Here is a 12526-nt window from a genome sequence, read left to right on the forward strand (position 1 = left end):
ATGGCTTATCACAATGATGACGCAGTTCTGGACATCCACGACCGCCCGGGCTTCGGCCAGTGGGTGGGGCTTTCCATTCAGCATCTGTTCGCCATGTTCGGCTCGACTGTCCTAGTGCCAATCTTGGTCGGCCTGGACCCAAGCATCGCGCTGTTTTCAAGCGGTGTCGGCACGCTGATCTACATTCTGATCACCCGCGGGAAGATCCCGGCCTACATGGGCTCGAGCTTTTCCTTCATCGTGGTCATGACGTCCTTGATGAAAACAGCGGGTTACCCGGCCATCGCACAGGGGACCGTCGCAGTCGGCCTGGTTTATCTGATCGTCGCCTTGATCGTCAACTTCGCTGGCTCGGCCTGGATCGATAAGGCGCTGCCGCCGATCGTTGTCGGCCCGATCGTGATGGTCATCGGCCTGTCGCTGGCCGGTACCGCGGCCACAGATGCGACCATGCGCGCCGTCTCTGCGACCAAGTCCGTTTACGACATCAAATACTTCATCGTCGCGATGGTCACCTTGGCTGCAACGATCATCTACAACATGTATTTGAAAAAATTCATCAGCCTCCTGCCAATTTTGCTGGGACTGATCACGGGTTACATCGTTGCCATTTTTGCCGGCATCGTGGACTTCACCCCGGTGGTCAAGGCCGCCTGGTTCTCGCTGCCAAACTTCCAGATTCCATTCCTCACGTACCAACCGAAATTATACTTAGGCGCGATCTTGTCCATGGCGCCGATCGCGTTTGTCACCATGACCGAACATATGGGCCACATCATGGTCCTCAATGAAATGACGCACCGCAACTTCTTCAAGGATCCCGGCCTGAACCACACCCTGGCAGGGGACGGTACCGCCTCGATCATCGCCGGCTTTGTCGGTGGCCCGCCAGTCACGTCTTACGGTGAAAACATCGGCGTGATGGCCATGACCAAGGTCCACTCCGTTTACGTCCTGGGTGGCGCCGCGTTCTTCGCCATTCTGTTCGCCTTCATCGGCAAGCTTTCCGCCTTGATCCACACCATTCCAAGTCCCGTTATCGGCGGCATTTCCTTCCTTCTGTTTGGGGTCATTGCCTCAAACGGCTTGAAGGTCCTGATCGATAACAAAGTGGACTTCAATAAGAAGCGCAACCTGATGATTGGCTCGACGATCTTAGTCATCGGCATCGGCAATGCCCAGCTCCAAGTGGCCGGCATGACCTTTTCCGGCCTGGCGATCGCCACAGTCATCGGCATCTTGATGAACTTCATTCTGCCGCAAAACGCAGCCAACGAGGAGGCGCCGGTCGATGCCAAACACAATTGAGCACTTTGTGGCCGCCGATCAGGTGACACCTGAACTGGCGGGGCAACTGATCGACCGGGCGGAAGCCTTTAAGAACGGCGCGATCGCCAACATCGAGCTGCCGACCTATGCCGCCAACCTGTTTTTCGAAGCGTCGACGCGCACGCACACGTCCTTTGAAATGGCGGAGCGCAAACTCGGCATGACCGTTCTGCCATTTGATCCCGCGCACAGCTCGGTGACAAAGGGCGAAACGCTGGGCGACACCCTGCGGACGCTGGCCGCGATCGGCGTGCAGGTGGCGGTGATTCGCCATCCTGCCGACGATTACTACAAACCGCTGATTGAAGAGGGCCTGCCGCTGCATTTGATCAATGCCGGCGATGGCGCCGGCCAGCATCCCAGCCAAATGATGTTGGACCTGATGACCATTCACGAAGCATTCGGCCACTTCAAGGGCCTGAAAGTCGGCATCGTCGGCGACCTGGCGCATTCGCGGGTCGCGCGCAGTGACATGCAGATCTTGACGAAGCTCGGCGCCAGCGTCGCGTTTTCCGGGCCAAAAGCCTGGTATACTGACGACTTCAAGGCATATGGTCCATATGTCCCGCTCAAGGACCTGGCCCCAGCCGTGGATGTGTTGATGTTGCTGCGGGTGCAGCTTGAGCGCCTGTCCGATGCGGAAAAAGCGGAGTTCTCAGCCGCCACGTATCACGCGCGCTTCGGGGTCACCCAAAGCATTTACGACAGCATGCAGCCCCGCGCGATCATCATGCATCCAGCCCCAGTCAACCGCGATGTTGAGCTGGCCAGCAATTTGGTGCAAGCCAGTCGCTCCCGTATTTTTGACCAGATGCAAAACGGGGTCTTCATGCGCATGGCGATGCTCGAGCTGGTCTGCCACAGTCCGTTGACCGATAAAGGAGACTTCCCACATGCAAACGCTGATTCAAAACGCTGACCTGCTCGGCGAAGGCACCCTGCTCGATATTCTCATTGAAAATGGCGAGATTGTCGCGCTGGGCCGCGGCCTCGCGCATCAAGACGGGGCGACCATTCTCGACGCCAATCGGCAAACGCTGCTGCCCGGGTTGATCGATGTGCACGTGCATTACCGCGAACCGGGCTTTGAGCAAAAAGAGACGATCGCCACCGGGGCGGCCGCGGCCGCACATGGCGGCTTCACGACGACCTTGGCGATGCCAAACCTCGACCCGGTGCCGGATACTGTCGACCACCTGATGCCGTTGCTGGCGAAAAATGCCAGCGACGCCAAGATCCATGTGCGCCAATTTGCCTCGCTCACCCAAGGCCGAAGCGGCGACACGCTGGTGGATTTCCAGGCGCTTCATGACGCCGGCGCGATCGGCTTTTCCGATGATGGGTCGGGCATTCAAAACGCGTTGACGATGTATCAGGCGATGCAGGCGGCCGCCAAAGTGGACGCCCCAATCGCCGCGCACATCGAAGACGCCAGCCTCATGCAAGGCGGGGTGATGAACGCCGGTCGCATCGCCGATGAACTGGGCCTCAAGGGCATCATCAACCAAAGTGAAAGCAGCCAGCTGGCCCGCGACCTTGATCTGGCCGCCGCCACTGGGGTCCACTATCATGCCTGCCACATTTCCACGCGCCAAAGCGTCGAGTTGATCCGCGCCGCGAAAAAACAGGGCGTCAACGTCACCGCCGAAGTCTCACCGCATCATTTGCTGCTGGATGAGACTGACATTCACAAAGACGACCCCATGCTAAAAATGAATCCGCCACTTCGCAGTCGCGCCGATCATCTGGCCCTCATCGAAGGGCTTGCGGATGGGACGCTCGATCTGATTGCCACGGATCACGCGCCGCACACCGCCGCGGATAAGGCCGGCTCAATGGCGACCGCCGCGTTTGGCATCGTCGGCAGCGAGACCGCCTTTGCGACGCTGTACACGCAGTTTGTGGCCAGCAAGATGTTCACCTTGGCCCAGCTCATCAACTGGATGAGCACGAATCCGGCCACATTGTTCAACCTGCCAGGCGGGCGCATCGCAGTTGGCGCCCCGGCGGATCTGACCCTGGTCGACTTGACCACACCGTACACGATCGACGCCGCCGACTTTTTATCCAAGGGCAAAAACAGTCCGTTCATCGGGCGCGAGGTGCGGGGGAAGGTGCGCCTGACACTCGCCGGGGGTCAGATCGCGTATCAGGCGTAGGGCCTGCTCGACGCAAACCAGCGCCAGAATCGTAGCCAGTCCACATCCGTATCCTACCCAGATCCGTATCCAAGATCCGCACTCATTTTTCCAGCATGACCAATCAGAGGAGGGAACCAGTTGAAACGCTATTTGATCCTAGAAGACGGCAGTGTTTTTCCAGGCGAGGGATTCGGTGCAAAAACCGTGACCACCGGTGAGATCGTCTTCAACACCGGCATGAGCGGCTATCAAGAGACCATCACTGACCAAAGTTACAACGGCCAGATCATCACCTTTACCTATCCACTGATCGGCAATTGCGGCATCAACCGCGACGATTACGAAAGTATCAACCCCACAGCAAAAGGGGTGGTGGTCCGTGAAGTGGCCCGCGTCACCGGCAACTGGCGCGCGCAAATGAGCCTGGATGAATTTCTGCGGCGCAAGCACATCCCCGGCATTGCCGGCATCGACACCCGGGCGCTGACCAAGCGGCTGCGGGAGGCCGGCACCATGAAGGCCAGCATTGTGGACGCCGCCGACGCCCATGCCTTTGACCAACTCAAGGCGCTGGTCCTGCCGAAAAATCAGGTGCTGCAAGTGGCCACGACCCATGCGTTTCCCGCGCCTGGCAGTGGCCGCAATGTCGCGGTGATCGACTTTGGGCTGAAGCACAGTATTTTGCGCGAGCTCGCCAAACGCGACTGCAACTTGACGGTCCTGCCGCCAACCACCACCGCCGAAGAATTGCTCGACCTGGATCCGGATGGCGTGATGCTGACCAACGGCCCTGGCGACCCTAAGGATGTGCCGGAAGCGCTGACCATGATTCGCGGCATCGAGGGGAAAATTCCGCTGTTTGGCATTTGCCTCGGCCATCAATTATTCGCGCTGGCCAATGGCGCCAACACTTTTAAGATGAAATACGGGCACCGCGGCTTCAACCATCCGGTGCGCGAGATCGCGACCGGCCGCATCGACTTCACCAGCCAAAATCATGGCTATGCCGTCGACCCGCAGTCGATCGACCCCGATCAATTGATCGTCACCCATGAAGAGATCAACGACCACACCGTCGAGGGCCTGCGCCACCGGCTGTACCCGGCCTTTTCCGTCCAGTTCCATCCGGATGCGGCGCCGGGTCCCCATGACGCCGACCATCTCTTCGACGAGTTTATGGAAATGATGGATGCTTTCAAGCTGCGAGGAAAGGAAGTTCACAATGCCTAAGCGTCAAGATATTCACAAGATCCTGGTCATCGGGTCCGGCCCGATCATCATCGGCCAGGCCGCCGAATTCGATTACTCCGGCACCCAGGCCTGCCTGGCGCTCAAGGAAGAGGGCTACGAGGTCGTGCTCGTCAACTCCAATCCCGCGACCATCATGACCGACAAAGAGATCGCCGATCAAGTCTACATCGAGCCGCTCACCGTCGAATTCGTCTCGCAGATTTTGCGCAAGGAATTGCCGGATGCGATCTTGCCGACGATTGGCGGGCAGATCGGCCTCAACTTGGCGATGGCACTGGCGAACTCTGGCATCCTCGAGCAGCTGCACATCGAACTGCTGGGCACCAAGCTCACCGCGATCGATCAAGCCGAGGACCGCGAGCTGTTTAAAAATCTGATGCAATCACTCAACGAACCGATTCCGGAATCCACCATCGCGCATAATTTTGACGACGCCAAGGCTTTCGCGGAAAAAATCGGTTACCCGGTCATCATTCGGCCAGCCTTCACCATGGGCGGCACAGGTGGCGGCATTGCGAAAAACGAGACCGACCTCGCCACCATCACCGAAAACGGCCTGAACCTCAGCCCCGTCAACCAGGTGCTGGTCGAGCGCTCGATCGCCGGATACAAAGAGATCGAATTTGAAGTGATGCGCGACGCCGCAGACAACGCGATCGTCGTCTGCAACATGGAAAACTTCGATCCAGTCGGCGTCCACACCGGCGACTCGGTGGTGTTTGCCCCGGTTCAGACCCTGACGGACAAGGAAGTGCAAATGCTGCGGGACGCTTCGCTGAAGATCATTCGTGCCTTGAAGATCGAAGGCGGCTGCAACGTGCAGCTGGCGCTTGACCCGAATTCCTTCAAGTACTACATCATCGAAGTCAACCCGCGGGTGTCTCGCTCCTCTGCGCTGGCCTCTAAGGCGACCGGTTATCCGATTGCGAAAATGGCGGCGAAGATCGCAGTCGGCCTGACACTTGATGAGATCAAAAACCCGATCACCGATGCGACCTTTGCCGAATTTGAGCCGATGCTGGATTACGTCGTCTGCAAGATTCCGCGCTTCCCATTTGATAAATTCGAACACGGCGACCGCCGCCTCGGCACGCAGATGAAGGCCACTGGTGAAGTGATGGCGATCGGCCGCACGATCGAGGAAAGTCTGCTCAAGGCCGTTCGCGGGCTTGAAGTGGGCGCCGTGCATCTGTGGGGCCAGCCGTATGCCGACAGCACCGACGAGCAGCTGTCGACCAACATTATCCAGGCCAACGACATGCGCCTGTTTTACATCGCCGAAGCCTTCCGCCGCGGCTTTACAATCGAGGAGATCGCAGAACTGTCCGGCATCAACCCATTTTTCCTCGACAAGATTCTGCATATCACCGAGCTGGAAACTGAGTTGAAAAACCAGCCAGGGGACGTGGACTTGCTGCACATCGCCAAGCGCAACGGCTTTGCCGACGCGACGATTGCCAAGCTCTGGAACCAGTCGGCCGATGACATTCGCGACCTGCGCAAGGAAAATGGCATCGTGCCGGTCTACAAGATGGTCGATACCTGCGCCGGCGAGTTTGCTTCGAGCACCCCGTATTTCTACAGCACCTATGAGACCGAGACTGAAAGCACGGAAGACGGCCGCGAAAGCATTCTGGTGCTGGGCTCCGGGCCGATTCGCATCGGCCAAGGCGTCGAGTTCGATTACGCGACGGTCCATTCCGTCAAGGCGATTCAAAAGGCAGGCTTTGAGGCCATCATCATGAACTCAAATCCCGAGACCGTGTCAACCGACTTTTCCATTTCGGATAAGCTGTACTTCGAGCCGCTGACCGAAGAGGACGTCCTAAATGTGATCGACCTCGAACAGCCCCGCGGCGTGATTGTTCAATTCGGTGGGCAGACCGCCATCAATTTGGCCGCGCCACTGGAAAAACACGGGGTGAAGATCTTGGGCACCAGCCTTGACGACCTCGATGCCGCCGAGGACCGCGACCGTTTCGATGCAATCATCAAATCGCTGAACATTCCCCAACCAGTCGGGGACACCGCCACGGACAAGGCCGGCGCGCTGAAAATTGCGGCGCGCATCGGGTATCCAGTGCTGGTCCGCCCGAGTTATGTGCTGGGCGGCCGGGCGATGGAGATCGTGCATGACGAAGACGAGTTGGCGCAATACATCAACGAAGCCGTTTCGGTGTCGCATGATCATCCTGTTTTGATCGACCAGTACCTCGTCGGCAAGGAATGCGAAGTCGACGCGATCACGGATGGCGAGACGGTCGTCATTCCGGGCATCATGGAACACATCGAGCGCGCCGGCGTCCATTCCGGCGACTCGATGGCCGTTTACCCACCGCAGGATTTTAGCCAAAAAGTGATCGATCAGATCGAGCATCAAACCATCGCCCTTGCGCATGCGCTGCACTGCATCGGCATCATGAATGTGCAATTCATTGTCCGCGACGAACAAGTCTACGTGATCGAAGTCAATCCGCGGGCGTCTCGCACCGTGCCATTCTTGAGCAAGGTGACGGGCATCGCGATGGCGCAAGTCGCCACCCAAGCAATTTTAGGCGCGAGCCTGAAAGACATGGGCTTCACGACTGGCATTTTGCCAGTGCGCCCAGGCGTGCATGTGAAGTCGCCGGTGTTCTCATTCTCCAAGCTCAACGAGGTCGATAGTGCGCTCGGGCCGGAAATGAAATCCACCGGGGAAGTCATGGGCAGCGACACGACGCTTGACAAGGCGCTGTACAAAGCCTTCGAAGCCAGCCACACCCATCTGCCGCGATACGGTACCGCGCTGTTCACGGTCGCCGATGCGGATAAGAAGGAGGCCGTGGCCTTGGCCCGCCGCTTCCGTGAAGTTGGCTACCAGATCGTCGCAACGGCAGGCACCGCCGCCGCATTGCGCGACGCCGGCATCACCGTTTCCACCATCACCAAGCTCGGCGAAAGCGGGGAGAATGCAATCTTGGATGCCATCGCGGACCGCAAGTTGCAGGTCGTCATCAACACGACGTCCGGCGACAAGGCAACCACCAGCGACGGCTACCGCATTCGCCAGGCCGCGATCATGCATGGTGTGCCGCTGATGACGAGCCTGGATACCGTGGGCGCCATTCTCGGCGTGCTCGAGTCCCGCGCGTTCACCACGCAGCCTTTATAATAGAAGAAAAATTGCGCCAGCGTGTCAGTCATGCGCTGTGGCGTCAAGTGCCATGCGGTTTTGTGGCGCGCTTGTGCTGGTTTTGTGGGTTGGAGTTGTTGCTGTTGTTGTCAGTTGAAAAGGAGTTTGTCATGCCACCGATCATTGCGCTCGATTTTCCAGATTTTGATCAAGCCAAACAGTTTCTGCGTCAATTTTCACCCAGCGAGGAACTGGTCGTGAAAATTGGGATGGAGCTGGTCTACGCGGAAGGGCCGCAATTGATGGCGGACATTGAGGCCGTGCATCCCGCCCAGGTCTTCTTGGACCTCAAGCTACACGACATCCCGCACACCGTCGAGCAGGCCGCGTTTCAGCTCGGCCGCCTCGGCGCGGCAATGACCACCGTTCATGCGGCAGGCGGGTCGGCGATGATCCAGGCGGCCAAACGGGGCTTGCTGGCCGGCGCCCAAGAAGCAGGGAAGGCGGCGCCGAGACTGCTTGCGGTGACCCAGCTGACCTCGACCTCACAGGAAATGCTGAACAACGAACTGCAGATCCCAGGCACCCCAGCCGAAAGCGTTGTGCACCTGGCAAAATTGGCCGCCGCAGCTGGCGCCGATGGGGTCATCGCCAGTCCGCTGGAAGCAAGCCTGATCCGCGCGGCAGTCGGTGGTGATTTTCTCATCGTCACCCCGGGCATTCGCCCAGCCGGTGCCGCAATCGGCGATCAAAAGCGGGTCACCACCCCAGGCGACGCCAAACGCCTCGGCAGTTCGGCCATCGTGGTCGGCCGGCCGATCACGCAAAGCGCCGATCCCGTTGCTGCTTATCACGCAATTGCCAAAGAATGGAGCGAAGCATAAATCATGGAAGAACTTGAAACGACCATTGCGCAGGACTTACTGAAGATCAACGCCGTCACCCTGCGCCCAAATGACCCATTCACTTGGGCGAGCGGCATCATTTCGCCGATCTACACCGACAACCGCCTGACGATCTCGTATCCCGCGGTCCGCACCGCGATCGCGGATGGGCTGGCGGCGTTGATCAAGGCTAAGTTTCCAGACGTTGAAGTGATCGGCGGGGTGGCGACGGCCGGCATTCCGCATGCCAGTTTGGTCGCCGAACGCCTGGGCCTGCCGCTGATCTATGTCCGCAGCAAGCCCAAGGATCACGGCCAGGGCCGCCAGATCGAAGGCGCGCTTCAGCCTGGGGCAAAAGTCGTCCTGATCGATGACCTTCTGTCGACCGGTGGCTCTGTGCTGAAAGCCGCCGAAGCCGCAACCAAGGACGGCGCTAATGTGATCGGCGTTGCAGCCATTTTTTCCTATCAGCTGCCGGCTGCGGAAACAAATTTCGCAGCGGCAGGCATCCCGTTTGCCACGTTGACGACTTACACCGCCCTGATCCACACGGCGGAGGCGCAGGGGACGATCACCGCCAGCGAGCGCGACCTGCTTGCAACCTGGCGCGAAGATCCAACCGCTTGGGGAAAATAGGGTGACGCGTTTGAGCAAATGAGACGCAGTGAGGGGAGTTCGGACCAGCTATGGTTGGTGCCGGGCTCCTTTTTGATTCAGGGTGCGGCGCCGAGCGCTCGGCGAAGCCCAACTTGGATTTTGGAGAATGCACGTCTCTGCTCAAAAACACGACGGCGTATTCCCGGCGAGTGCCGCGCCCCATCTATTTAGAAAAAAATCAAAACAGTCTTGACCTCGCCGCCAAAAGGTCTATATTCTAGTTAGAAAGTTTTCGAAATAGGAGGCGAGCCCATGGCGATGAGTGAGACGCTGAAGGCAATCTCGGATCCCGCACGACGACAGATTCTGAACTTGCTGAAGACAGGACCGCAATCGGCCGGCGATATCGCGGCGCATTTTGACTTGAAGGCCGCAACAGTCTCGTATCATCTGAAACTGCTGAAAGAAGCCGGCCTGATCTCTGAACGGCGCGAGAAGAATTTTATCTATTACGACTTAAATGCCAGCGTATTCGAGGAAGTGTTGAGTTGGCTTTATAGTTTAGGAGCGGGGGAGAATAATGATGACAAAAAATAAATGGCGAACGTTGATGCTCACAAGTTTAGTGATTCTCTCGACAATGATCTATGGGGCCAGTCAGTATGCAAGTCTACCGAAGACGATCGTTACCCACTGGGGCATCGACAACGAACCCAATGGCTGGATGCCAAGAGCCGCCGTGGTGTACGGCTTGCCACTTTTAATGTTGGCATTTCATCTGCTCTGTGTCGGCGTGACCTATGCGGCGGCGGCGCGCGGCCCGAAAGCCCCCAAGCTTGAGCGCGTGATCGCGTGGATCTTCCCAGTGATCACTGTGGTGGCCTATGTCACAACGATTCGCTATGCCCAAGGCGCCAACGTCGACACCCGGTTGTGGGCCGTGACACTGATCGCCGCGCTTTTGATCGTGCTCGGGAATTATTTACCCACCGCGCCGGTCAAAACGGGCTGGGTCGGGTTCGGCATTCGCGTGCCATGGTCGACCAATGCGCAGGCGGCTTCGCAAAAATTGGCCCGCACGCTTGGCTACACCATGGTCGGCAGTGGGGTCGTGATCCTCCTGACATTATTTTTCCCGCCCATGGTGACCTGGATCGCGATACTGGCCTTCATCGCCGCCATGTTGCTCGAGCTGGCAGTCGCGTATTTTCGCCAAAAACGTCACTAAAAAAGCGCTGGAGCCCAACGGCCCCAGCGCTTTTGGCGATTCACGCCGATTTTTTCTTCTATTATAATAGCGCACGCCAACCGCTAAAGCGTCGGCTTTACCCGGAGTTTCGCCACCGTCTTTTCTTCTGGTGTCACCGCCACCGTCCGTTGCCCCTCGTACACGACAAAGCCCGGCTTGGCCCCATTTGGTTTGCGAATCTTCTTGACCTCGATCCAGTCGACCCAGACATTTGAGCCGTCGCGGTTCTTGGAAAAATAGGCCGCCAGCGTGGCTGCTTCCAGAAGTGTTTTGTCACTCGGCTTCGCGCTGTCAATGATCACATGGCTGCCAGGGACATCCTTGGCATGCAGCCAAATGTCCGTCTTCTGGGCCTTGCGCAAGGTGAGCTGGTCGTTTTGCAAATTATTCTTGCCGACCCAGATGCGCGTGCCATCCGACGCATAGAACTCATCCGGCGCGCTGACCTTCACACGCTTCTCCGGCTTCTTGCCCTTTTTTTGCACCTTGAGATAACCGCCTTGCTGAAGCTCCGTCTTGATATCCGCCAGGTCCTTCGGCGACGCAAGCTCGATCTCCGTCATGATGCCCGTTAAATAATCCAACTCCTCCTGATTTTTCGCCATTTGCTCGTGCACAAACGCGACCGCATTCCGCAGCTTCTGGTACTTGGCAAAATACTTCTGCGCGTTTTGCGACGGGGACAGCTGGTTGGACAGGGCAATCGTCAGCGGCTTCTCCTCATCATAAAAGTTCGGCAGCGTGACCGCCGTCTCACCGCGCTGCACCTGATGCAGATACGTCGTGAGCACCTCGCCGCGGATCCGGTAATCATCCGCTTTCTCCGTCGACTTCAGCGTCTGCGCAAGTTTCTTCTGCTTCTTTTCATCCTTATCGATCAGATTTTTCAGCACATGGATCAAGTTGCCACCCTGCGTCTGCACCCGATCGTGCTCGGCCTTGCCCGCATAGAACGCATCGAGCATCGCCGACAGGGTCGGGTACTGCGTCTGCGCGCCGGCCAGCGTCTCATAAGGAATCGCGGAAAATTGTAACTGTTTGCCGGCCGCGATCGTTGCCGCCGGCTGCCGCAGTGCCTCAAAGAAACCATCCCACGCTGCGTCCGCATCCCCGTTTTGCAGGCGGGTCGCCAGCTCCTGCGCCGAATCCCGGCCGAGGCCCTGGTAGTGGCGCTGCAGCAATTTTTCCAGCGGCAGGTCGCTGGTCTTCATCAATTCGCGATAGCCGCGCGAGTCGTCCTTGAACGGATCGACCACATCCTGCTTTGGCGGGTCAACATACTGCGCGCCCGGCATCAAGAGGCGATAGCGATTCTGATCGGCGCCGACATGGCGAATGAGATCCAGAATCTTGCCGGTATTCAAGTTGACCAGCGTGATGTTGGAATGCCGGCCCATCAATTCGACCACTAGCCGAAGCGACAGGTCATCCCCAAGTTCGTCGCGGGTCGCAAAGTCCAGGTGCAGCACGCGGTCATTGTCGACCTGTTCCAATTTTTGCAGGGAAGCGGCGGCCAGATATTTGCGCAGACTCATTGTGAAGTTCGTCGGCACGGCCGGATTTTCAAAAGGAATCTGGGTGATCTGCACGCGCGCGTATTGCGGATGGGCAGAAAGAAGCAGCGGCCAATTTTTCCGCTGGGCCCGGATGCCCAGAATCACTTCATTGGGGTAGGGCTGGGTGATCTTATTGACGCGGCCGCCGACCAGCAGGGTGCTGAGTTCATCGGCCATCGCGTGGGTGAATATGCCATCAAATGTCATTGCGGAAAAGCCGCCTTTCTTATCGCGCAAGCTGCGGGGGAAATGCCCGCCGCTTGCCGTTTTCAATAGTTCTATTCTATCTGTTTTGGGGCCTCGGCGCAAAAAGCCTCGTTCATGGACCAATTGTGTGACGCTGGGGGGCTTGGCATGCTTCCGGGGAAGCTGATCGGGTCGTTGTGGGTGTTCGGACCACGGGACCG

General features: G+C 58.2%; 10 protein-coding genes. 9 read left to right on the forward strand and 1 reads right to left on the reverse strand.

From position 1 onward, the window contains the following. The 9 genes from EKM95_RS03630 to EKM95_RS03670 all read left to right on the forward strand — a co-directional run bounded on the left by EKM95_RS03630 (position 1) and on the right by EKM95_RS03670 (position 10542). The gene (locus tag EKM95_RS03630; RefSeq protein ID WP_125696480.1) at positions 1-1308 is read left to right on the forward strand and encodes a solute carrier family 23 protein; all 1308 of its coding nucleotides are present in this window, start codon (positions 1-3) and stop codon (positions 1306-1308) included. Next, complete coding sequence (locus tag EKM95_RS03635) at positions 1292-2248, forward strand: aspartate carbamoyltransferase catalytic subunit (protein ID WP_125696481.1); 957 nt, start codon at positions 1292-1294, stop codon at positions 2246-2248. Before EKM95_RS03630 ends, EKM95_RS03635 begins: the two co-directional genes overlap by 17 nt. Then, positions 2223-3488, forward strand: a complete 1266-nt coding sequence (locus EKM95_RS03640) for a dihydroorotase (RefSeq protein WP_125696482.1) — start codon at positions 2223-2225, stop codon at positions 3486-3488. Before EKM95_RS03635 ends, EKM95_RS03640 begins: the two co-directional genes overlap by 26 nt. A gap of 120 nt (positions 3489-3608) precedes the next feature. After that, a complete protein-coding gene (locus tag EKM95_RS03645) occupies positions 3609-4700 on the forward strand; it encodes a carbamoyl phosphate synthase small subunit (protein ID WP_125696483.1) in 1092 nt (363 codons plus the stop codon). Further along, positions 4693-7872: a carbamoyl-phosphate synthase large subunit gene (carB, locus tag EKM95_RS03650; RefSeq protein ID WP_125696484.1), complete on the forward strand. Its 3180-nt coding sequence runs from the start codon at positions 4693-4695 to the stop codon at positions 7870-7872. The genes EKM95_RS03645 and carB overlap by 8 nt, the downstream gene beginning before the upstream one ends. Before the next feature lie 131 nt (positions 7873-8003). After that, positions 8004-8717, forward strand: a complete 714-nt coding sequence (gene pyrF / locus EKM95_RS03655; protein WP_125696485.1) for an orotidine-5'-phosphate decarboxylase — start codon at positions 8004-8006, stop codon at positions 8715-8717. Between the two features lie 3 nt (positions 8718-8720). Then, complete coding sequence (gene pyrE / locus EKM95_RS03660) at positions 8721-9353, forward strand: orotate phosphoribosyltransferase (protein ID WP_125696486.1); 633 nt, start codon at positions 8721-8723, stop codon at positions 9351-9353. Positions 9354-9626: 273 nt separating this feature from the next. After that, a complete protein-coding gene (locus EKM95_RS03665) occupies positions 9627-9911 on the forward strand; it encodes an autorepressor SdpR family transcription factor (RefSeq protein WP_164510074.1) in 285 nt (94 codons plus the stop codon). Continuing rightward, positions 9898-10542, forward strand: a complete 645-nt coding sequence (locus EKM95_RS03670; protein ID WP_164510075.1) for a DUF1648 domain-containing protein — start codon at positions 9898-9900, stop codon at positions 10540-10542. Before EKM95_RS03665 ends, EKM95_RS03670 begins: the two co-directional genes overlap by 14 nt. An 83-nt stretch (positions 10543-10625) precedes the next feature. Here the strand turns inward: EKM95_RS03670 and EKM95_RS03675 are convergent, their stop codons facing one another. Then, entirely contained in the window at positions 10626-12326 is a 1701-nt protein-coding gene (locus EKM95_RS03675; protein WP_125696488.1) for an NFACT RNA binding domain-containing protein, read from the reverse strand. Between the last annotated feature and the right edge of the window lie 200 nt (positions 12327-12526).

It is taken from the genome of Lacticaseibacillus yichunensis (genome assembly GCF_003946405.1).
In the GTDB taxonomy this organism is placed as follows: Bacteria; Bacillota; Bacilli; order Lactobacillales; family Lactobacillaceae; genus Lacticaseibacillus; species Lacticaseibacillus yichunensis.

What these genes read in the sequence shown, in the direction of transcription:
- EKM95_RS03635 (WP_125696481.1), top strand. Translation starts at nt 1,292, where the DNA reads ATGCCAAACACAATTGAGCACTTTGTGGCCGCCGATCAGGTGACACCT.
- EKM95_RS03630 (WP_125696480.1), top strand. Translation starts at nt 1, where the DNA reads ATGGCTTATCACAATGATGACGCAGTTCTGGACATCCACGACCGCCCG.
- EKM95_RS03665 (WP_164510074.1), top strand. Translation starts at nt 9,627, where the DNA reads ATGGCGATGAGTGAGACGCTGAAGGCAATCTCGGATCCCGCACGACGA.
- pyrE (WP_125696486.1), top strand. Translation starts at nt 8,721, where the DNA reads ATGGAAGAACTTGAAACGACCATTGCGCAGGACTTACTGAAGATCAAC.
- EKM95_RS03675 (WP_125696488.1), bottom strand. Translation starts at nt 12,326, where the DNA reads ATGACATTTGATGGCATATTCACCCACGCGATGGCCGATGAACTCAGC.
- EKM95_RS03670 (WP_164510075.1), top strand. Translation starts at nt 9,898, where the DNA reads ATGACAAAAAATAAATGGCGAACGTTGATGCTCACAAGTTTAGTGATT.
- carB (WP_125696484.1), top strand. Translation starts at nt 4,693, where the DNA reads ATGCCTAAGCGTCAAGATATTCACAAGATCCTGGTCATCGGGTCCGGC.
- EKM95_RS03640 (WP_125696482.1), top strand. Translation starts at nt 2,223, where the DNA reads ATGCAAACGCTGATTCAAAACGCTGACCTGCTCGGCGAAGGCACCCTG.
- pyrF (WP_125696485.1), top strand. Translation starts at nt 8,004, where the DNA reads ATGCCACCGATCATTGCGCTCGATTTTCCAGATTTTGATCAAGCCAAA.